Here is a 20,787-nt window from a genome sequence, read left to right on the forward strand (position 1 = left end):
CCCCTTTCATAAGGGGTTTTATTTTGAAACTATATTACTTACAGTTCATTCCTGTTTGCTCCATAGTGGAGATATATTCTTGAAAGCTCATTCCCTCCAAATCTACAATAGTCTCGTCACCATCTTCATCTATTTGGGTAATTGTGCCATCTCCATTGTCACAAAATTCACTACTAATAGACATATCACCAAAATCTAAAGAGCAAGTCTGGCAATCGCTTGATGAGCCCCCATCGTCATCACTTGAACAAGAGGTAAATGCAAAAACCCCAGCCGTTAAGGCCATAAAAATAATTTTTTTCATTTTAATATGTTTTGTTAATAAAATGTGAAATTAAAAGTTTTTATTTAAAATGCAAATTATTGTGTCATTTTTATTAAAAAAATACTAAAATTTAATGTAAGCTGCCTCTATTCCGTTAATTACGATATTAAGTAGTCTTACAATTATACCATTTAGAAAAGTAAATAGATAGAATAGTAAACAAGTTAGAGCCTAATATTTCCTTTTAGTTATAATTAGCTTTTTATGGGTTGCTTTTTAAGTTTAAAATAGCTATAATCTATTGTTTTAATTTTTAAATTCACAATTATGGCAGGTCATAGTAAATGGGCCAATATAAAGCATAGAAAAGGAGCGCAGGATAAAAAAAGAGCCAAACAATTTACCCGGGCAATTAAAGAAATAAGTGTGGCAGTTAAAGAAGGTGGAGGGCCAGACCCGGATGCCAACCCAGCCCTGCGCAATGCAATTGCCAATGCCAAAGGGGTTAATATGCCTAAAGACACGATCAACAGGGCCATCAAAAAAGCAAGTGGCGCAGATGCCGATAATTATGAGCTGGTGAGTTTTGAAGGTTATGGACCACACGGCATTGCAATTTTTGTAGAGTGCACTACAGATAATACCAACCGTACCGTTGCCTCTATTCGATCTATATTTTCAAAAAATGGAGGTAATCTAGGCACCAATGGCTCATTAGAATTTTTATTTGATCGCAAAGGGGTTTTTGCGATAGAAAAAGATAAGTTAAGTGTAAATTTTGAAGATATTGAGTTGGCGCTTATTGAGGCTGGGGCCGAAGAATTTGAGCATACCGATAATTTTATTTACATCTATACCAATTTTACCGATTTTGGGAAGATGAATGAAGCCCTTGAGAGATTAAATGTAGAAGTTAAAAACTCAGAATTACAACGCATACCCTTAAACACGACAAGTCTGCCAGTTGCGCAAGCACAAGAAATTCTTGATTTAATCGAAAAATTTGAGGAAGATGATGATGTACAAAACGTGTATCATACCCTCGAAATTACCGAAGAACTTTTAGCCAGCATAACAACCGATTAGCCTACTCGGTTTTTGCCTTTTCTTTGGGTTCTACAGTCTCTTTTAAGTCGGTTTTTTCTTGCTTGGCTTCGGTTTCAAGGGTTTTTCCTAGATACACCAAGATATAATCTTGCTCAATTTCTACCTCTTGACTGTGCGATGGAATAATGTTCAATTCGCCTTGCTTATCTTTTACAAATAGCGGAATGATATCCGGATCTGTTTTTGTGATCTCTATCAAGCCGCTATAATGCTCTTGAGAATTAAGCTTTATTTCTTTTATTTGAGGGTATTTCCTCGCCGTTTCTGTGAGTTTTATAAAATCATCGGTAGGAGAAAACAAGCCTTCTTTTGGATTGTTTTCGGGGTCTGTCATCTCATCTGATGATACCAATCTAAATGAACCATGCTCACCAAAATGGTTTTGAAACTTTTCAATAGCAGTCTGGTTAATTTCAGTATTTCCGGTGAGTGCCATTAGATAACCCACGTCGTTAAGTTCTATATTGTTGGTTAATTCATCTGAATATACACTCACTTCCATCGCTTCTAATCCCAGGTTTTTTGCTTTACGGATGTTGTTTCGGTTGTTGTCTACCAATACAACGTGGCGGTTGTTCTGTTTTAAATAGCTACCAATAAGTCGGGACACCGAAGAGGCACCAACTATTAAAATGCCGCTGCTATGGGTAAGAAATACACCCACCAATTTAGCAAAACTTCTTGCTGTAGTTGCATTGAGTAAAACGGTGCCCAACACAATCATAAACACTAATGGGGTGATGTATTCTGCACCAGCTACCCCTTGACTGGCTAGCTTTAAGCCAAATAAAGAAGCAATACCCGCTGCAACAATACCACGCGGACCCACCCAACTGATAAAGATTTTTTCATTGGTTTTTAAACTTGATTTGATGCTGCTTAGAAATACTCCTAAAGGTCTTACCACAAAAACTACGATAGCAAATAAGATTAAGGCATTCCAGTTATAAACCAAGAGTAAATCTTCCATATTTATATTGGCTGCCAACAAAATAAAGAGGATAGATATAAGCAACACGCTTAGCGACTCTTTAAAATAGAGTATTTCTTTAATATTAGGCAAATTAATATTACCCATTACCAACCCCATAATTACAACCGCCAAAAGTCCGCTTTCGTGGGCAAAAGCATCAGATAATACGAAAACTCCCAAAACGGTAGCTAAGGTAAATACGTTTAGTAAATAGTGCGGTATTATGTTTCTTTTAATTGCAAAAGCAAGGGTATGGGCAAAAGTGAACCCGAAAGTAAATCCGAAAAGAACTATTTTACCAAATTCAATCAATGCGGTTTGCGTAAACTCCTTTCCTTCACCAGCACTTATAAATTCGAAAACCAATACAGCGACAAGAGCACCAATTGGATCTATTAAGATACCTTCCCATTTTAAAATAGCCGAAACATCTTTCTTAAGCGGAATGTTACGTAATATAGGGGTGATAACTGTAGGCCCTGTAACAATAATTAAAGCTGCAAAAAGAAATGATATTTGCCATGAGAGCCCAAAGATTAAGTGGGCCGCTATTCCGGCACCAATAAAAGTGACGACCACGGCCACGGTAATTAATTTTACGATAACCGGTCCTACGTTTAAAATTTCATTCCGCCGCAAGGTTAAACCACCTTCAAAAAGGATAATGCTTATAGCTAGTGAAACAAAATAAAATAAACTCTCACCAGGAAAAAGACCAGAGGTTCCATTCCATATAGGTTCGATTAGTTTACTCCCATCTTCTGTAAATAAAGTAGCAATTGGCCCTACAAATAAACCAATAAGAATGAGTGGTAAGATGGCCGGTATTTTAAATTTCCAAGCTACCCATTGGGCTAATATTCCTAAAATTATAATTCCGGCTAATTCTACCATAGGTTTTATTTTTGAAACGAAAATACTACTTTTTTAAAAAAAGCCTTTGACAATGTTAAAAAAGCTGTGTTAAATATACTTTTAAACCCAATAAAACCTAATGATTTTATTATTTTGCAGCAAAAATAAATTTTATATTTTTTATGAAACTTTATCCTATTGAAGCAGGAAACTTTAAGTTAGATGGTGGAGCCATGTTTGGTGTGGTACCTAAAAGTTTATGGTCTAGAACCAATCCTGCCGATTCTAACAATATGATAGATATCGCAGCGCGCTGTCTTTTGATTGAGGAAGGAGATAAATTGATTTTGATTGATAATGGTTTAGGCGATAAGCAATCTGATAAATTTTTCAGTTACTACTATCGCTGGGGCGATGACTCTTTAGAAAAATCATTAAAAAAAGCAGGTTTTCATCCAGATGATATCACCGATGTTTTTATGACTCACCTACACTTTGATCACTGTGGGGGTTCAATTGCTTGGAATAAAGACCGTACAGGATATGAACCCGCCTTTAAAAATGCAAAATTTTGGACCAATGAGGAGCATTGGAAATGGGCAACCAATCCTAATGATAGAGAAAAAGCATCGTTTTTAAAAGAGAATTTATTACCCATGCAAGAAAGCGGGCAATTAAGTTTTTTACCTCGTAACGGTCAAGATTTCCAACACAACCAAGAATTAAATTTTGGAATAAGATTTGTGAATGGACATACCGAAAAGCAAATGATTCCACATATCAATTATCAAGGTAAAAAACTGGTTTTTATGGCCGATTTGTTGCCTACAGCAGGGCACGTGCCTTTACCTTATGTAATGGGGTACGATACAAGACCTTTGCTAACTTTACAAGAAAAGAAAGCTTTTTTAGAAGAAGCGGCAGCTCAACAATATTATTTGTTCTTAGAGCATGATGCCCATAATGAAATCATCACGCTTAAGCATACAGAAAAAGGAGTGAGAGTAGATAAAATATACACCTTTAACGAAGTTTTTAATAATTAAATAAACCATGAGAAAACCATTTTTGAAATCGGCATTTGCAGCGACAACCGTTGCCCTTATTGCCGCAAGTTGTGGGACAACCAGCCCCGTGATAACTTCTACGCCCATAGAAAACATCGATCAACAACCATTAAAAAATATTGCGCTTACAGATGTTGAGCTTAAAGGTTGGGGAGGAGCAGATTTGGTACAAGATACCATACCGGGTATGAGTGTGCAAAAAGCTTATGATGAAATCATTAAAGACTACCAAGGAAAAACTGTAATAGTAGGGGTAATAGATAGTGGTATCGATATAGAGCACGAAGATCTAAAAAATGTTATCTGGGTAAATGAAGATGAAATTCCAGGCAACGGAATTGACGATGACAAAAACGGTTACATAGACGATATACACGGATGGAATTTCTTAGGTGATGCCATTGCTGAGAATTTAGAGTATGTACGAATAATCAAAAGACTGCAGCCAAAATACGAGGGTAAAACCAAAAATGATGTGGCAGCATCAGATTTAGCTGAGTTTGAAATGTACCAAGCGGCGCAGCAGGAGTTTGAAAAGGAATATAACGAAACCACACAAAACCAAAACTACTACCAACAATTGTTGGCCAGCGTAAACAACTCGTCAAAATTGGTTAGTGAAAAGTTAGGGAAAGAAGATTTTAGCCGTGAAGAATTAATGGCTATGGAAGCTGATACCCCAGAGTTGCAGCAAGCCCAAGCTTTTCTTAATAATATCATGATGAATATTGGTGATTTAGAAGAAGCTAAAGAACAACTGCAGGAGGGTATAGATTATTTTAATACTCGACTAGAGTCTCACTTTAACTTAGAGTTTGACGGTAGAGCTATAGTTGGCGATGACCCTTATGATATTACCGATGTTAACTATGGTAATAATGATGTAGATGGTCCAGATGAGAAAAAGGAAGATGCGAAGCACGGTACCCACGTTGCTGGGATCATCGCTGCCGAGAGAAACAATAACATAGGAATGAATGGAGTTGCTAAAAACGTAAAGATAATGGCTTTACGTGCAGTTCCAGACGGTGATGAGTATGATAAAGATATCGCCTTAGCTATACGTTATGCTGTTGATAACGGAGCTAAAGTAATCAACACCAGTTTTGGTAAATACTTTTCACCAAATCCAGAGTGGGTAACCGATGCTATCAAATATGCGGCTAAGCATGACGTACTTATTGTAAACGCTGCAGGAAATGATGCGACAGATTTAGATACCAAAATGGTTTATCCAAACGACCAAAAGCCAGGAGAAAGCCTGGAGATAAGCGATAATTTCCTTACTGTGGGTGCTTCAAGCTATGCCTATGGAGACAAGCTAGTAGCAAGTTTTTCTAACTACGGTAAACAAAATGTAGATGTTTTTGCACCGGGTACAAAAATTTGGGCCACCACACCTTTAGATCAGTATGAGTACTTACAAGGTACATCTATGGCGGCTCCAGCAGTAGCAGGTGTAGCGGCGTTAATACGTTCTTACTATCCTAAACTTACTGCAGCGCAAGTTAAACAAGTAATTATGCAAAGTGGTTTATCTTCAAGTGCAGATGTAATTGTTGGTGGTAACCCAGAAGACGTTAGACCGTTTAGTGAACTTTCTGTTTCAGGAAAAATGGTTAACTTGTACAATGCCTTTATTTTAGCCGATAAAATGAGCAAATAATATTAATATTAATTTTAATTAAGTGTTCTCTAAAGAGTCGATAATTTTATTTGCTGCTCCTAGAGAACACTTTTTTTTAACCCAATTATAATGATAGCCAAAAAAACTTTTTTAACTTTTTGTATTGCTTGCTTAAGTTACTTTTCTGTTTTCGCTCAAGGCGGAAACGGTTCTTACTGGCAACAACATGTAGATTATAAAATGGAAATCGATGTAGATGTAAAAAATTACACCTACACCGGTAAACAAGAGTTGGTATATACCAATAATTCTCCAGATACCTTAAAACAAGTCTTTTATCATCTTTTCTTCAATGCTTTTCAACCGGGAAGTGAGATGGATGCACGTTTACAAGATATACCAGATCCAGATGGTAGAATGGTAGAAAATCAAGGCACTAAAGAAAACCCTAAACCAGTAAGTCGCATTGCTTTGCTAAATGATAAAGAAATGGGGTATATCAAAGTAAACACCTTATCTCAAGACGGAGTTGCGGTGAAGCATAAAACAATAGGGAGTATTCTGCAAGTTAAGCTGAATCAAGCTTTATTGCCTGGCGCGCAAACCACTTTACAAATGACCTGGAAGGCGCAAATACCAGAACAAATAAGAAGATCGGGACGCAATAGTAAAGAGGGTGTAGCTTTATCTATGGCGCAATGGTACCCTAAATTAGCCGAGTATGATTTTGAAGGCTGGCACGCTAACCCTTATATCGCAAGAGAGTTTCACGGGGTATGGGGTGATTTTGATGTGAAAATCACTATCGATAAAGAATATACATTAGGTGGAACTGGATATTTACAAAATCCACAAGAAATAGGTCATGGCTACGAAGCCGAAGGTACTAGCGTAAAGCACAAAGGAAAAAAGTTAACTTGGCATTTTGTAGCGCCGCAAGTACACGATTTTACCTGGGGAGCAGATCCCGATTTTGTACACGATAAACGCGTTACCAAAGAGGGGGTAACCTTGCACTTTTTATATAAAGATAATCCGGCATATGAGCAAGAAAACAATTTCACCGCCAACTGGAAAAGATTACAACCCGATACAGAAAAGCTATTAGATTTTTTTAATGAGCACATTGGTCCATATCCTTACAAGCAATATTCTGTAATTCAAGGTGGCGATGGCGGAATGGAGTATGGTATGAGCACTTTAATTACTGGAAACCGTACCTATGAAAGCCTATTAGGAGTTACGGCACATGAATTGGCTCATTCTTGGTTTCAATTTGTGTTGGCGACCAATGAGTCTAAACACGAATGGATGGATGAGGGCTTTACCACCTATATTTCTACGCTAGCCGAAGATCATGTATTAGATAAAAACAATGAATTTCCTTTAAAGAACGCTTACCGCGGATATATCTACTTGGCCAATTCGGGTGCAGAACAACCGCAAACTACACACGCCGATAGATATGTCTTAAACCAAGCTTATGGTCTTGCGGCTTATTCGAAAGGTGCCGTTTTCTTATCGCAGTTGGGTTATTTAATAGGGGAAGAAAATTTAGATAAAACTTTAAAGCGTTATTACCAAGACTGGAAATTTAAACACCCTACTCCTAATGATTTTATTCGTGTAGCAGAAAAGGTTAGTGGTGCACAGTTAGGCTGGTATTTAAATGACTGGACAAGAACTACTAATACCATTGATTACGGAATTGAAGCAGTGAATGCTTTACCTACAGAGCGTACTAAAATTACGCTAAAACGCCATGGTTTAATGCCTATGCCCATTGAGCTAAAGGTAACTTTTACCGATGGCAGCAGCAGGATGTTCTACATTCCGTTAGAAATGATGTATTGGCAAAAGCCTTTAGAAGCAGAAAAATTAACTGCCTGGGCTTGGGGCCACCCTACTTATGAAATCATTTTATTTAACGATAAAAACCAGATAGAGAAGATAGAGATTGACCCTTCACAAAAAATGGCCGATGTAAATAGAGAAAACAATATTTACAAGCCATAATAGTATAGAAATAGAAGTCAGCTAAAAAAAAAAGCGGCCTTCAAGGGCCGCTTTTTTTTGTATTATAGCTTGTTTTTTAAAATCTTTAAAATAGCTTCTTTATCCTCGGTAAAAAACAACTGGGCTTTTCTTCTATTTAATTTTAGGTGTATGTTATAGGCGCTATCACCAAAGGGTGTTTGTAGTTCAAGTAAACTTATTTGTTGATAGGGTATGGCCAATTCTTGATTGCCTTGCCAATAAATAAAGTTCCTGTCTGTAAGCCTGATATTGGTTTTTTGTACAGACATATAGGCGGGAATAAAAGCGGTTGTTTCATGTAAAACCTGCTCGTCTGCAGCCAAATTATAAGGTTTAACTTTACGAATTTTACGGATAAGAGCAAAAATAAGCGGTGTAATTACCGCGATAAAAATCACAAAAAATACAGTAGTAAGCAAACTACCTGATAAATCTTCTTGTTTATTGAAGATAAAGTAGTGAATTATAAAGTAAATAACCGCGCCGATAAGCGCCTGCATAGCAATGAATTTAAATATACTCTTTTTCATAGGTTACTTTTGTTTGCGTTAGGGATTAAGCGGTTTGTTTAAGCTCTTTTGCATTTTTTTTGCAAAAAGCGAGTAGCGAAAGCCCGACCCAGTAAGCCTTTGAAAGGGTTACTGGGAAACGCCCAGCATAATTTATTTAATTTCTGATACCCTTAAAGTATTTACCATTCCTTTATTTTCTATAGGCATGGAGGCCAAGTTGATTACAAAATCGCTTGAGGCTACCAGTTTTTTATTTTTTGCAATAAGATTTACATCCTCAACGGTTTTATCGGTACTTTCGAATTTATCATAATAAAAGGCATTAACGCCCCATAATAAACTCAATTGGGTAAGTATGCGCTTATTGCTTGTAAAAGCTAAAATATGAGCGCTAGGACGCCAAGCAGAGATTTGAAAGGCGGTATACCCTGAGTTGGTTAAAGTACAAATGGCTTTGGCGCTAATTTCATTGGCCATAATAGCGGCGTGGTAACAAACAGCTTTGGTAATATACCTGTTGGTGCGAATATGCGGCGGGTCATGGGGTACGCTAATGAGTTTTGAGTTTTCAACACTTTTAACAATCTGGCACATTTTTTCGATAACTTGTACCGGATATTTTCCTACCGAGGTTTCTCCGCTAAGCATAACCGCATCGGCACCATCCATAACAGAGTTGGCCACATCATTAACCTCTGCTCGGGTAGGGGTGAGGCTAGAGATCATGGTTTCCATCATTTGTGTGGCGATAATTACAGGAATACGTGCTTTTTTGGCTTTTAAAACCAATTGTTTTTGAATTAGGGGTACTTCGTGGGCAGGAACCTCAACACCTAAATCGCCACGTGCAACCATTAAACCGTCACAAGCACTAATAATCTTATCGATATTTTTTACTCCTTCTGGTTTTTCAATTTTTGCAATTACCGGTATTTTGTGTTCGCTGTGTTTTTTAATGAGATCGTTGAGTACTTGCAGGTCTTTTTCATTACGAACAAATGAAAGGGCAATCCAATCTACTTCTTGCTCAATGGCAAATTGTGCATCTTTAAAGTCTTTTTCGGTTAAAGCCGGTAACGATATATTAGTATTGGGAAGATTTACCCCTTTTTTTGATCGTAGCGGCCCACCTTGAATAACCTTGGTAATTACTTCATTTTTTAGGTTAGTGTTTACCACTTCAAAAATTAACTTTCCATCGTCGAGCAGAATGCGTTCTTTTGGCTTCACATCTTTAGGAAATTCGCTATAATTCATGAAAACCCGGTCTTTTGTACCTTGAAACTCTTCGCCCGTAGCAAAGGTGATTTGGTCTCCCTTACTCACAACAATTTCTTCTTTCATGATACCCACGCGCAATTTAGGACCTTGTAAATCGGCTAGAATGCCCGCGTTAAACCCATATTTTTCATTGAGTTCGCGAATACTCGCAATTCTTTTTTTTACGTCGTCATAATTGGCGTGTGAAAAGTTTATTCTAAAAATATTCACTCCTTTTTCAAGCATGCTTTTTAAAACGCTTTTATTGCTAGTTGCTGGCCCTAGAGTGGCTACTATTTTTGTTTTTTTTATGTTATTCATTAATTAAAAATTAAATGATGTTTTGATTTTAGTTTTGTCGCATCTATTGTATATGCTGTCAGTACTTGGTTTATTTCTTTAAGCTTGCTCACGAAACCTAAAATTTCATTTTCGTCAGATTCATTTTCTATTTTCAACCAGAAGTCAACTTTAGGATATTCGGGTATCAAGTTGAGGTTTCTAGTATTTGTTGGTAAATCCTGAAACAAAGATCCTGCGGTTGGTTTTTTTTGCGGTAGATAACTGATTTTGTTCTCGACTAAATAGTAATCTACCTCGCGATAGATATCTTGGTGATGAAATAAGGCAAAATAAGCCAATTGTTCATCTGTTTTAAAATCTAAATCGCTTGCACATCGTTTGAATTGTAGTTGCAGGTATTTATTGGCAAAATAAGCTAATCGAATATGCTCTAAAGAAGTGTGAATGCCTATAAGGTAAAAATCATCTTCTAACAATTCATCGACAAGCAATTTATAGGCCATAATTCCTTTTGATTTTTGGTGTGCCAACCAAAATCAAAGATAACAAAATCCCAGCACAAAAACACGTTAACTAATTGTGAAGAATAGTAGATAAATAGTAGCTTATAAAAGTACTAACCAATCTTATTTTGTAAGGCAAAATAGGCTCTTTTCGCTGCTTTTTCTTCTGCTTTTTTCTTGCTGGTGGCTCGTGCTTTAGCACGTACGTTATCATTTAGCCATAATTTGACTGCGAAATGTTTTTGTTCGGCTACTCCAGTATCTTCATAAGACTCAAAATTAAAAGCGATTTTTTGCTTTTGGCACCATTCTATAAGTAAACTTTTGTAACTAATAACGAAGCCTTCTAGCTCCTCAATATCTACATATGGGTCAATTACGCGGCGCTTTACAAACGCTTTACAGCTTTTATACCCTTTATCTAAATAAATAGCACCTACAAGGGATTCAAAAAGATTGCCGTGAATGTTATCGCCAAAATTTTGTTTTGGTAAACTGGTTTTAACTAAACCGATGAGGTTAAGGTCTTTACCTAATTCATTAAGATGTTTACGGCTTACTATTTTTGATCGCATTTTGGTTAGATAGCCTTCATTTCCTTGAGGGGCTTCTTCAAACAAATGGGCGGCTATTATTGCGCTTAACATAGCATCACCCAGAAACTCCAAGCGTTCGTAATTTATATCGTTACCCTGCGGATCTTTTTTATTCATAGATCTATGGGTAAACGCACGTTGGTAAATTTCAATGTTTTTGGGTTTGAACCCGATAATTTTCTGAATAGCCATAAAAAAATTCCCGTTCTTTTTTGAACGGGAATTCCATATGTTTTGAATAATGCTCATATAATTACAAAGGCTTATTCAGTTAATTTCTTAAATAAAATACAAGCATTGTGACCGCCAAAACCAAAAGTGTTGCTCATGGCTACATTTACTTCTCGTTTTTGCGCCTTATTTAACGTAAGGTTTAAACTAGGGTCAATGTTTTCATCGGCTACCTCGTGGTTAATAGTGGGTGGCACTATACTATGCTGCATAGCTAAGATAGAGGCAATGGCTTCTACCGCACCAGCTGCACCCAGCAAATGCCCGGTCATCGATTTGGTGGAGTTGATATTGATATTCTTTGCATGCTCTCCAAATACATTAGAAATAGCTTTGAGTTCGGCTACATCACCAAGTGGCGTAGAGGTACCATGTGTATTAATAGCATCTACATCTTCTGGTTTTAAATTAGCGTTTTTTAAGCAATTTTCCATCACGGCCATTACGCCAATCCCATCAGGATGTGGAGCCGTCATATGATAAGCATCAGAAGACATTCCTCCTCCAACTACTTCGGCATAAATCTTAGCTCCGCGCGCTTTAGCGTGTTCGTATTCTTCGAGAATTAATGCTCCTGCACCTTCACCTAGAACAAATCCGTCTCGTGTTGCATCAAAGGGTTTTGATGCTTTGGTTGGATTGTCGTTGTTGGTTGAGAGTGCGTGCATCGCATTAAAACCACCCATACCTGCTTGGGTAACAGCGGCCTCGCTACCTCCGGTAACAATTACATCGCTATGGCCTAATCTTATGTAATTAAGCGCATCGATCAATGCGTTGGCCGAAGAAGCACAAGCTGAAACTGTCGTGTAATTTGGCCCCATAAATCCATATTTAATTGAGATATGCCCTGGAGCTATATCAGCAATCATTTTAGGGATAAAGAATGGGTTAAACCTTGGAGTACCGTCGCCATTAGCAAAGTTTTTAACTTCTTCTTGAAAAGTTTCTAAACCGCCAATACCTGCACCCCATATTACCCCAACACGGTGTTTATTAATGGTATCAAGATTTAGTTTTGAATCGGCTATTGCTTCATCTGAAGCTACCAAAGCATACTGTGCAAATTTATCAAGACGTCTTAACTCTTTGCGATCAAAATACTCATTAAAAGGGAAGTTTTTAATCTCACAAGCGAACTTCGTCTTAAATTTATCAGTATCAAAATAAGTGATGGGTGCTCCACCACTTCTCCCGCTTACCAAACCATCCCAGTATTCTTGTATATTGTTACCAATGGGGGTAAGGGCACCTAAACCTGTAACTACTACTCGCTTTAACTCCATACTTGAGATGTATTATTTTTTTGCTTCCTCGATATAAGAAATAGCTTGACCTACAGTTGAAATGTTTTCTGCTTGGTCATCTGGAATTTGAATATCGAACTCTTTTTCGAATTCCATAATTAATTCAACGGTGTCCAATGAATCAGCACCTAAATCGTTGGTGAAACTAGCGTCGTTTACTACTTCATTCTCGTCAACTCCTAATTTATCAACGATAATTGCTTTTACTCTTGATGCAATGTCTGACATAATCTTCTAATTTTAAAATTTGATTAAGTGGCAAAAATAAAAAACTTTAGGTTAAAACAAGTTTTCTTGCCAAAAATGTGTGCCCAATTTACATAAATTTATACAAAGTAACTATTTTTACTACCTAATAATTCACCAAAAAAGCTATGTTTTGAAAGATAAATCCCTTCCGCAGACTAAGAAAATAGTGGTATTTGCCTCAGGTAAAGGCTCTAATGCCAAAAAGATTATACAGCACTTTGATAGCCACGCTGAGGTAGAAGTAAGTCACGTTTTCTCTAATAAAAAGACAGCTCCTGTCTTAAAAATGGCCCATGAGCATGGGGTACAAGCCGTACATTTTGACAAAGCAGCTTTGTATGAAAGTAATGAACTTTTGCAAATGTTGCAGCAAATAAAGCCCGACCTTATTGTTCTGGCCGGTTTTTTATGGTTAATGCCTAAAGCGATTATTGAGGCCTTTCCTAATAAAATAATCAACGTTCATCCTGCTTTGTTACCTAAATATGGAGGTAAAGGTATGTACGGTAGTTTTGTACACCGAGCGGTTTTACAAAATAATGACACCGAAACAGGTATAACTTTTCATTATGTGAATGAGAATTATGATGAAGGCGAGCATATAGCGCAATTTAAAGTACCCATTAAACCCGATGAAACCTTAGATTCCTTACAAGAGAAAATTCACGGTTTAGAGCATGAGCATTTTGTTCAAATAATAGAAAACTTATTGCAATAATGGCTAAAAGGCAAAAGTATTATGTTGTTTGGCAAGGAAGAAAAACCGGCATTTTCACCTCCTGGGAAGATTGTAAAGCACAAATCACAGGTTACCAAGGAGCGCAATACAAGAGTTTTTCTAGTTTTACTGAAGCACAAAAAGCTTTTAATAAAGCCTACGATGAGGTAAAGGCAAAGGCGCATAATAAAAATGAGCCCAGTTTAGAACAACTTGAACGCAGAGTTAAAGAAGTAGATTTTAATGCGCTGGCGGTTGATGCCGCTTCAAGCGGAAACCCGGGAAAGGTGGAATACCGGGGTGTTTGGATGAAAAACAACAAGCAAATTTTTCATAAAGGTCCTTTTGAAGAAGGAACCAATAATATTGGTGAATTTCTAGCACTTGTACACGCACTGGCTTTACTTAAAAAAAACCAATATACTCACGCCGTTTATTCCGATTCAAAAATTGCGATTGGCTGGGTGTATAAAAAGAAATGTAATACTAAATTAAAACGAAACCCTAAGAATGCCGCGATTTTTGAATTGATAGATCGTGCCGAAAAATGGCTGGCAACGAATTACTTCACCACCAAAATCATAAAATGGGATACTAAAAACTGGGGAGAAATCCCTGCGGATTTTGGGAGGAAGTAGTATAGCACATCTTTTAATATTAAAAGATGAGCTATATTAGAAGGTATTACTTTTTATAGAATTTTATATAGTATATTATCATAAAAAAACCTGCAAATAGTATTGGTAGAAAATATTTCAAACCAAAAAATAGATATGTGCACATTGCAGCTATTATATATATAGCTATAATTATCGAAATACCTTTATATTTCAATTTCATAGTTACAGATTCTAGCAAATTACCACATATCGAAGATAGCATCCATTATATGTCCAGCTGCTGTCAAACCAGATGTAGTTATCGCTCCTCCAATTATTGCACCTGTATATCCTAATTGTCCAATAGGAGGTGGAGCAAATACATTAACTGCCCATGTAGCTCCCGCAGCAATTACACCACCAGCAACATCCATCGCTCCAATTTCTGCTAGCGCTCTTCCCACGCTTTTAGAACTTGTTGGTTCAACCAAACCTTTATCTATAAACGCTTGTTTCCAATGACTTAAATTTTCAGACCAATAATTTAATGAATACTTTTGTATATTAGAAGCCACATAAATAAAAGATAAATCTTTATTGTTTATTTCTTCATCTTCATATGCATTAATTTCAATTTCTTCAATCCTAGTAATTATCTCATTTAAAGAAGAATCTTCATTTAAAGCTATAAATAATTGATCTAAATAATACCTAGCGTCTTCACTAATTTGGTTTGCATTTGTTATAATTATAAAATTTTAATTTAACTTAAAAAAAATCACATCTTTAAAATCTACTTTTCTTAAAATGATAACACCTAAAAAAATAAAAAATACAGATATGCAACAAACCAAGCTTGTCTCTATAATCAATTGCAAAAACGTAAGATTGTTATTTACAGAAATAGTTATTTTTTCATACTTAACAATAAGGTCATCAATATTAGATACAACATTATTAATAAAATGAAAAAAAATAAGGACAATCAAAGATTTTGTCTTTAAATATACAGCAGAGTATAGAAAACCTAAAGAAATAGCAAATATTACCTGATATAAAATAGAATATATATCTTGAGTTTTATTAAAAAAATTTATAAAGTGGGGCAACCCAAAAAGTAAGGCACTTTTAATGATGATAATTGATACATTTTTATAATTATGATTAAGTAAAAAACTCAATGTAAAACCTCGAAAAAACAATTCTTCTAGAAATGCTGAAAAAAAAATATTCAAGCTATAAATCAAAATTATACAAAGAGGCAGCTCATAAGAATCTAAATATTTAATATTCGAGAATATATTTGTAAAAATTAGAAGAGCTAAAACTAAAGGCAAAAAATAAATAACATTAGTCTCTTTTATGTTATAAAATGAAATTTTATACTTATATCGCTTCAGTATATAAAAAACGAAACCTAAGCATATAAAGTTTAAAACTAAAAGCTCTAAATAATTAAAAAATATATTTTCTAGATCAAAAGCAATAAAGTTTACAAATAGTAGCCTTAAAGGCAAAGCCTTTATGAGGAGAATGACTATTAAAAAAAATAAAATGTTTAATTCACTGTATTTTTTTAGCAAATTTTTCATATATAAATTTCTTTGGGGCAAGCCTAAGGAGCATTTTAGCGAAACGCATTAATAAACTTTTAAAATTTATTAACGAGACAATTTTTGGGAGCATTTACTCTTTTAGGTAAAACGACCTAGAAAACTAGGCCGTTTCAAATCAGTTAATTACCAACTTAAATTGAAATCAAATGAGAAATCAATATCACCGCAGTTTTCAAAACAGATACAACCAAGTTCATCCCAAATCCAATCAGCGATACAGCCTTCTGAACAAAAATAAACACTTTCACAATGACCGCTAACATGAGCTTTTAGTTCTACTTCAGGTTTCTTTGGCTTGCTCCCCGATGCTGCTTGCAAATCAGCTACGTATTCATAATATAAATCTATTAACTCTTCATTATGCTGAAATTCTTGTGATTTAAAAACATAATCGAGATACGAAACAATTGGATGTTCATCATCATACTCCACATTATCTTCTTCTTTATAAGAGTACTCTTCCAAACTAGTGTATATGCCGTCATTTGCAATTAGATCATTGCCTTCTCCATCATCACTAAATGGATAACCTCCAAGACCAATCTTATTCTTACTCCAACTTTCTTCAGAAAAATTCGCTAAGTAAATCTCTCTAACAAATTTCTCAGAACTTAAAGACCTTACTCTTGCATCAACAACTGCCATATGTTTTCTAAAAAACTTTAAACTTTCTTCTTCAGGAGTCATATCAACACTTAAAGTGCTATTAAAGGTATTACTACTATTCACAGTCTCTTCTTGAACTCCCTCTTTACTACAACCCACAAAAATTAAACTTGCAATGAACATCGCAAAGGGTACTCTAAATAAATTTTCCATTTTTTAAATAAATAGTTAAATTAAATATTAATTTTTGTTGATCAACGGCTGCAAATCAAAAAAAAAAAACGATTAAAACAAATATAACTAGATAAAAATGTTAAATAATATTAACAAGGATACAATTTATTAAGGATTTTTACAGAGAGTAATCTACAAATTAAGCTAATTTTTAATGGTATTTATATTTTAAACCATGGCTTAACCATGCTGGTAGTAGCTCAAAGTTTGATTTTTTAGCATAGCTGGTTGTTTCTAGAAATAAAAATTTTTAAACTCCCATGATTTTTAACAAGTCAATAAAAAAACTTATTATGACGGGAATAATAAAACCTTAATGGCTATCAATACCATGGTATAAACACTTAGAGTATAAATAATTTTGGTGGTAGAAGGTTTTAATTTGTACAGCCGGTAGTTTAAGTAGAAACTAAGTATTAAGGAGGGGATAAACAGCAAAAAAATCTTTACGCTCATTAGTTTTAAACTTATGAGACCTATGAATACTATAGAGGCTATAAATTGTAAAAAAAATAAAATTTTACCGTGTTTAACTGTAACCAATGCTTCATTTTGGTGCTTATATTCTTTCAAAAAATACAATATTGCCAAAAGAAGTAATAATCCGTTTAAGTAAATATCGTTCATAAGTAAAAAAAATAACCCATTAGTCTTATTGCGGTACCGCGAGCTTGTCTTCTATTGTTAGTGTAATACGAAGTTAAGGTTTCAGCATAATCTATACAACATAAATCTGTTAGCCTTAATTTCCCTGTAAAGGCAAATATACAAACATAAAGCATTCAAAATCATAAGCATTATAAATCACTTGGTAGCACTTTTCATTTGTTCTTTAAAATCAAGATCTTTCACATTTTTTACGTGGCTGTAAATCGCTGCTTTTGTTCAAAAATATAATTTTTTTTAATCAGCTTAATTGGGCTTAAATAATTAGAAATTTAAATAGACATCTGTTTCTTACTGCTAAAAATTGTATTAAACACCTTATATTTGCCGAAAATTTAAAAAGCATGAGTAAACTTTTAATTGTGGGAACGGTAGCTTTTGATGCCATTGAGACTCCCTTTGGGAAAACAGATAAGATTTTAGGTGGTGCGGGAACCTACATTGGTTTAGCAGCACAAAAGTTTGGTGTAAATAGCGCTATTGTTTCTGTAGTGGGAGGTGATTTTCCTCAAAAATACATAGATATCTTTCATGAAAAGTCTATCAATATAGATGGGCTAGAGGTAATTCAAGATGGTAAAACTTTTTTTTGGAGCGGTAGATACCATAATGATATGAATACTCGCGACACCCTAGACACGCAATTAAATGTTTTAGAAAATTTTGATCCAGTAGTACCCGATGCTTTTCAAGATGCAGAGGTGGTAATGTTGGGTAATTTACATCCTGCTGTACAAATGGGGGTGATCAATCAGGTTAAGCAACCTAAACTGATAATTCTAGATACCATGAACTTTTGGATGGATCATACGCTATCAGAGCTTAAAGAGGTGATTGCAAAAGTAGATGTTATTACTATAAATGATGAAGAAGCAAGACAACTTTCTGGCGAATATTCACTGGTAAAAGCTGCACGGGCAATCGAAGAAATGGGACCAAAATATGTGGTGATTAAAAAAGGAGAGCACGGAGCTTTATTATTTGATAAAAATGAAATGTTTTTTGCGCCTGCCTTACCCTTAGAAGAGGTTTTTGATCCAACTGGGGCGGGAGATACTTTTGCGGGTGGTTTTGCCGGCTACCTAGCTAAAACACAAGATTATTCGTTTGCCAATATGAAGAAAGCTATAATTTACGGCTCTAACCTAGCATCTTTCTGTGTAGAAAAATTTGGTACCGAGCGCATGCTAAATCTTGAGGATCAAGAAATTGAGGAGCGACTGAAAGTTTTTAAATCCTTAACTCAATTTGAAATAGATTTAAATTAATTTTGTACCCTGCCCGCTTGGCAGGGTTTTTTAATACAACAACACAACACACATTATGAGCGACGCGATTAAACATGAATGCGGAATAGCGCTACTTAGGCTAAGAAAACCTTTAGAATTTTATAAAGAGAAATACGGCACGGCATTTTATGGTGTAAATAAAATGTACCTGATGCTCGAAAAACAACACAATAGAGGTCAAGATGGTGCTGGTTTGGCGAGTATAAAATTAAACACTCAACCTGGCGAGCGCTATATCAGTCGGGTGCGTTCTAACCAGGCCCAACCCATTCAAGATATTTTTGCTCAAATTAACGATCGTATCAATACCAGTTTAAAAGACAACCCAGCTTACGCGGATGATGTTGCAGCACAAAAAAAGAACATACCTTATATAGGAGAGTTGTTTTTGGGGCATGTGCGCTATGGTACTTTTGGTAATAACAGTATAGAGGCGGTACACCCGTTTTTGCGTCAAAACAATTGGATGCATAGAAATCTAATTGTGGCAGGAAACTTTAATATGACTAATGTAAGTACCATGTTTGAAAACTTGGTAGAGCTGGGGCAACACCCCAAAGAAAAAGCCGATACCGTTACGGTAATGGAAAAAATTGGTCATTTTTTAGATTCTGAAGTAGAAAAATTATACAAAAAAGCAAAAAAAGAAGGCTACTCTAAAAAAGAGGCCTCTCCTTATATTGCAAAAAAATTGAACGTCGCTAAAATCTTAAAACGCTCTTCAAAAGATTGGGATGGCGGTTATGCTATGGCTGGTTTAATAGGTCACGGTGATTCTTTTGTACTTAGAGATCCTGCCGGGATAAGACCCGTTTACTATTATATTGATGATGAGGTGGTGGTTACCGCTTCAGAAAGGCCAGTAATACAAACCGCTTTTAATGTTCCTTTTGAATCGGTTAAAGAATTAGAACCAGGTCACGCTTTGATCACTAAAAAAGACGGTAAAACACAGATCAAAAAAATTATTGAGCCTTTAACGCGAAAGGCTTGCTCGTTTGAACGGATTTATTTTTCGAGAGGTAGCGATGCAGAGATTTATCAAGAGCGTAAAAACTTAGGAAAATACATTATGCCCGATGTGCTTAAAGCGATAGATCACGATACGATTAATGCTGTTTTCTCTTTTATACCCAATACAGCCGAAACTTCATTTTACGGAATGGTCGAAGCTGCGCAAGATGAACTCAACCGCCAAAAGAATGAGGCTATCTTAAAGGAAAAAGAAAATCTAACCGATGAACGACTTACCGAAATTCTCTCGCATAGATTACGAACAGAAAAAATAGCCATTAAAGATGCTAAATTACGTACCTTCATTACCGAAGATAGCAGCCGAGACGATTTGGTGGCGCATGTTTATGATGTTACTTATGGGGTAGTAAAGCCTACAGATAACCTAGTCATTATAGATGACTCGATTGTACGGGGAACAACTTTAAAGAAGAGTATTTTAACCATGCTCGATCGTTTAAATCCCAAGAAAATAGTAGTAGTATCGTCGGCTCCCCAAATAAGATACCCCGACTGCTATGGTATAGACATGGCTAGATTAGAAGATTTTGTGGCTTTTCGAGCTGCCTTGGAGCTTTTAAAAGAAAACAATCAATACGCTATTGTAGAACAGGTGTATGAAAAATGCAAAGCCCAAACCGAGCTAGAAGACCATGAGGTGAAAAATTTTGTAAAAGAGATTTATGCGCCATTTAGTGATGAAGAGATTTCAGACAAAATAGGAGAATTATTAAAAAATGATGCAATTACTACAGAGGTAAAGGTAATTTATCAAAAGATTGAGCAATTGCATAAAGCTTGTCCTAAAAATTTAGGCGACTGGTATTTTACTGGAGATTATCCTACCCATGGAGGTAACCGTGTGGTCAATAGAGCATTTATTAACTTTTATGAAGGCAATAAAAGCCGAGCGTATTAAATAAAAGTGCTAATTATTTAATTTTTTAGCTTTTTTATTGATTTTATTTAGGTTTATTGTTTCAAAAAATATATATTTGAGTATCCATAATCTAAGTAGGTTAAGTTTATGGTAAAATTTGGGGCAAAAAGGTGGTGTTTACCACCTTTTTTTTGCATTTTTAAAACGCTAATTCTTTTAGTTTGTTATAAAAAAACTGCCTACATTATTATTTTTTCAAATGCCGAAATGATC

General features: G+C 35.5%; 19 protein-coding genes. 8 read left to right on the forward strand and 11 right to left on the reverse strand.

Going from position 1 to position 20,787, the window contains the following annotated elements; all coding sequences use genetic code 11:
• Nucleotides 1-34: 34 nt before the first annotated feature.
• Nucleotides 35-304, reverse strand: a complete 270-nt coding sequence (locus ACH2AZ_RS03175; protein WP_394906609.1) for a hypothetical protein — start codon at nucleotides 302-304, stop codon at nucleotides 35-37.
• A gap of 288 nt (nucleotides 305-592) precedes the next feature.
• Between ACH2AZ_RS03175 and ACH2AZ_RS03180 the strand changes: the two genes are divergently transcribed.
• On the forward strand, nucleotides 593-1,351 hold the full coding sequence (locus ACH2AZ_RS03180; protein WP_394906610.1) for a YebC/PmpR family DNA-binding transcriptional regulator: 759 nt from the start codon (nucleotides 593-595) through the stop codon (nucleotides 1,349-1,351).
• Nucleotide 1,352: 1 nt separating this feature from the next.
• Here ACH2AZ_RS03180 and ACH2AZ_RS03185 read toward each other — a convergent pair whose 3' ends face one another.
• On the reverse strand, nucleotides 1,353-3,239 hold the full coding sequence (locus ACH2AZ_RS03185) for a cation:proton antiporter (protein ID WP_394906611.1): 1,887 nt from the start codon (nucleotides 3,237-3,239) through the stop codon (nucleotides 1,353-1,355).
• A gap of 143 nt (nucleotides 3,240-3,382) precedes the next feature.
• On the opposite strand from ACH2AZ_RS03185, the gene ACH2AZ_RS03190 reads away from it, so the two are divergent.
• The 3 genes from ACH2AZ_RS03190 (at nucleotide 3,383) to ACH2AZ_RS03200 (ending at nucleotide 7,910) form a co-directional block, all read left to right on the forward strand.
• Nucleotides 3,383-4,246: an MBL fold metallo-hydrolase gene (locus ACH2AZ_RS03190; protein WP_394906612.1), complete on the forward strand. Its 864-nt coding sequence runs from the start codon at nucleotides 3,383-3,385 to the stop codon at nucleotides 4,244-4,246.
• 7 nt (nucleotides 4,247-4,253) lie between these two features.
• Nucleotides 4,254-5,933 (forward strand): S8 family peptidase, encoded by a 1,680-nt coding sequence (locus ACH2AZ_RS03195; protein WP_394906613.1) that lies wholly within the window; start codon nucleotides 4,254-4,256, stop codon nucleotides 5,931-5,933.
• A gap of 90 nt (nucleotides 5,934-6,023) precedes the next feature.
• Nucleotides 6,024-7,910: a M1 family metallopeptidase gene (locus ACH2AZ_RS03200; RefSeq protein ID WP_394906614.1), complete on the forward strand. Its 1,887-nt coding sequence runs from the start codon at nucleotides 6,024-6,026 to the stop codon at nucleotides 7,908-7,910.
• 62 nt (nucleotides 7,911-7,972) lie between these two features.
• Here ACH2AZ_RS03200 and ACH2AZ_RS03205 read toward each other — a convergent pair whose 3' ends face one another.
• The 6 genes from ACH2AZ_RS03205 to ACH2AZ_RS03230 form a co-directional block, all read right to left on the reverse strand.
• Complete coding sequence (locus ACH2AZ_RS03205) at nucleotides 7,973-8,461, reverse strand: hypothetical protein (protein WP_379047087.1); 489 nt, start codon at nucleotides 8,459-8,461, stop codon at nucleotides 7,973-7,975.
• Nucleotides 8,462-8,593: 132 nt separating this feature from the next.
• Complete coding sequence (gene pyk / locus ACH2AZ_RS03210; RefSeq protein WP_394906615.1) at nucleotides 8,594-10,024, reverse strand: pyruvate kinase; 1,431 nt, start codon at nucleotides 10,022-10,024, stop codon at nucleotides 8,594-8,596.
• Nucleotides 10,024-10,509, reverse strand: a complete 486-nt coding sequence (locus ACH2AZ_RS03215; protein WP_394906616.1) for an IPExxxVDY family protein — start codon at nucleotides 10,507-10,509, stop codon at nucleotides 10,024-10,026. The genes pyk and ACH2AZ_RS03215 overlap by 1 nt, the downstream gene beginning before the upstream one ends.
• Nucleotides 10,510-10,622: 113 nt before the next feature.
• Nucleotides 10,623-11,354, reverse strand: coding sequence for a ribonuclease III (gene rnc, locus ACH2AZ_RS03220; protein ID WP_394906617.1), 732 nt, complete (start codon nucleotides 11,352-11,354; stop codon nucleotides 10,623-10,625).
• A gap of 14 nt (nucleotides 11,355-11,368) precedes the next feature.
• Entirely contained in the window at nucleotides 11,369-12,622 is a 1,254-nt protein-coding gene (fabF, locus tag ACH2AZ_RS03225) for a beta-ketoacyl-ACP synthase II (RefSeq protein WP_394906618.1), read from the reverse strand.
• Between the two features lie 12 nt (nucleotides 12,623-12,634).
• Complete coding sequence (locus tag ACH2AZ_RS03230; protein WP_147861885.1) at nucleotides 12,635-12,871, reverse strand: acyl carrier protein; 237 nt, start codon at nucleotides 12,869-12,871, stop codon at nucleotides 12,635-12,637.
• A 151-nt stretch (nucleotides 12,872-13,022) separates the two neighbouring features.
• Here ACH2AZ_RS03230 and ACH2AZ_RS03235 point away from each other — a divergent pair, with 151 nt between their 5' ends.
• Nucleotides 13,023-13,610, forward strand: a complete 588-nt coding sequence (locus tag ACH2AZ_RS03235; RefSeq protein WP_379047072.1) for a phosphoribosylglycinamide formyltransferase — start codon at nucleotides 13,023-13,025, stop codon at nucleotides 13,608-13,610.
• The gene (locus ACH2AZ_RS03240) at nucleotides 13,610-14,248 is read left to right on the forward strand and encodes a viroplasmin family protein (RefSeq protein WP_394906619.1); all 639 of its coding nucleotides are present in this window, start codon (nucleotides 13,610-13,612) and stop codon (nucleotides 14,246-14,248) included. The genes ACH2AZ_RS03235 and ACH2AZ_RS03240 overlap by 1 nt, the downstream gene beginning before the upstream one ends.
• Before the next feature lie 221 nt (nucleotides 14,249-14,469).
• Here the strand turns inward: ACH2AZ_RS03240 and ACH2AZ_RS03245 are convergent, their stop codons facing one another.
• The 3 genes from ACH2AZ_RS03245 to ACH2AZ_RS03255 form a co-directional block, all read right to left on the reverse strand.
• Entirely contained in the window at nucleotides 14,470-14,673 is a 204-nt protein-coding gene (locus ACH2AZ_RS03245) for a hypothetical protein (protein WP_394906620.1), read from the reverse strand.
• A 294-nt stretch (nucleotides 14,674-14,967) separates the two neighbouring features.
• Nucleotides 14,968-15,801, reverse strand: a complete 834-nt coding sequence (locus ACH2AZ_RS03250; RefSeq protein WP_379047063.1) for a CPBP family intramembrane glutamic endopeptidase — start codon at nucleotides 15,799-15,801, stop codon at nucleotides 14,968-14,970.
• 147 nt (nucleotides 15,802-15,948) lie between these two features.
• Nucleotides 15,949-16,644 (reverse strand): hypothetical protein, encoded by a 696-nt coding sequence (locus tag ACH2AZ_RS03255; RefSeq protein WP_394906621.1) that lies wholly within the window; start codon nucleotides 16,642-16,644, stop codon nucleotides 15,949-15,951.
• 1,031 nt (nucleotides 16,645-17,675) lie between these two features.
• Here ACH2AZ_RS03255 and ACH2AZ_RS03260 point away from each other — a divergent pair.
• Nucleotides 17,676-18,599 carry a PfkB family carbohydrate kinase gene (locus ACH2AZ_RS03260; protein WP_379047057.1) on the forward strand — a complete coding sequence of 308 codons (924 nt, stop codon included), beginning with the start codon at nucleotides 17,676-17,678 and terminating at the stop codon, nucleotides 18,597-18,599.
• Nucleotides 18,600-18,654: 55 nt separating this feature from the next.
• Nucleotides 18,655-20,553, forward strand: a complete 1,899-nt coding sequence (locus ACH2AZ_RS03265; RefSeq protein WP_394906622.1) for an amidophosphoribosyltransferase — start codon at nucleotides 18,655-18,657, stop codon at nucleotides 20,551-20,553.
• Nucleotides 20,554-20,787: the final 234 nt, after the last annotated feature.

The sequence above is a fragment of the uncultured Mesonia sp. genome, assembly GCA_947499595.1.
Taxonomy (GTDB): Bacteria; Bacteroidota; Bacteroidia; order Flavobacteriales; family Flavobacteriaceae; genus Mesonia; species Mesonia sediminis.

What these genes read in the sequence shown, in the direction of transcription:
- ACH2AZ_RS03185 (WP_394906611.1), bottom strand. Translation starts at nt 3,239, where the DNA reads ATGGTAGAATTAGCCGGAATTATAATTTTAGGAATATTAGCCCAATGG.
- ACH2AZ_RS03215 (WP_394906616.1), bottom strand. Translation starts at nt 10,509, where the DNA reads ATGGCCTATAAATTGCTTGTCGATGAATTGTTAGAAGATGATTTTTAC.
- ACH2AZ_RS03230 (WP_147861885.1), bottom strand. Translation starts at nt 12,871, where the DNA reads ATGTCAGACATTGCATCAAGAGTAAAAGCAATTATCGTTGATAAATTA.
- ACH2AZ_RS03180 (WP_394906610.1), top strand. Translation starts at nt 593, where the DNA reads ATGGCAGGTCATAGTAAATGGGCCAATATAAAGCATAGAAAAGGAGCG.
- ACH2AZ_RS03195 (WP_394906613.1), top strand. Translation starts at nt 4,254, where the DNA reads ATGAGAAAACCATTTTTGAAATCGGCATTTGCAGCGACAACCGTTGCC.
- ACH2AZ_RS03175 (WP_394906609.1), bottom strand. Translation starts at nt 304, where the DNA reads ATGAAAAAAATTATTTTTATGGCCTTAACGGCTGGGGTTTTTGCATTT.
- ACH2AZ_RS03265 (WP_394906622.1), top strand. Translation starts at nt 18,655, where the DNA reads ATGAGCGACGCGATTAAACATGAATGCGGAATAGCGCTACTTAGGCTA.
- ACH2AZ_RS03255 (WP_394906621.1), bottom strand. Translation starts at nt 16,644, where the DNA reads ATGGAAAATTTATTTAGAGTACCCTTTGCGATGTTCATTGCAAGTTTA.
- pyk (WP_394906615.1), bottom strand. Translation starts at nt 10,024, where the DNA reads ATGAATAACATAAAAAAAACAAAAATAGTAGCCACTCTAGGGCCAGCA.
- ACH2AZ_RS03190 (WP_394906612.1), top strand. Translation starts at nt 3,383, where the DNA reads ATGAAACTTTATCCTATTGAAGCAGGAAACTTTAAGTTAGATGGTGGA.
- ACH2AZ_RS03240 (WP_394906619.1), top strand. Translation starts at nt 13,610, where the DNA reads ATGGCTAAAAGGCAAAAGTATTATGTTGTTTGGCAAGGAAGAAAAACC.
- rnc (WP_394906617.1), bottom strand. Translation starts at nt 11,354, where the DNA reads ATGAGCATTATTCAAAACATATGGAATTCCCGTTCAAAAAAGAACGGG.
- ACH2AZ_RS03260 (WP_379047057.1), top strand. Translation starts at nt 17,676, where the DNA reads ATGAGTAAACTTTTAATTGTGGGAACGGTAGCTTTTGATGCCATTGAG.
- ACH2AZ_RS03250 (WP_379047063.1), bottom strand. Translation starts at nt 15,801, where the DNA reads ATGAAAAATTTGCTAAAAAAATACAGTGAATTAAACATTTTATTTTTT.
- ACH2AZ_RS03200 (WP_394906614.1), top strand. Translation starts at nt 6,024, where the DNA reads ATGATAGCCAAAAAAACTTTTTTAACTTTTTGTATTGCTTGCTTAAGT.
- ACH2AZ_RS03205 (WP_379047087.1), bottom strand. Translation starts at nt 8,461, where the DNA reads ATGAAAAAGAGTATATTTAAATTCATTGCTATGCAGGCGCTTATCGGC.
- fabF (WP_394906618.1), bottom strand. Translation starts at nt 12,622, where the DNA reads ATGGAGTTAAAGCGAGTAGTAGTTACAGGTTTAGGTGCCCTTACCCCC.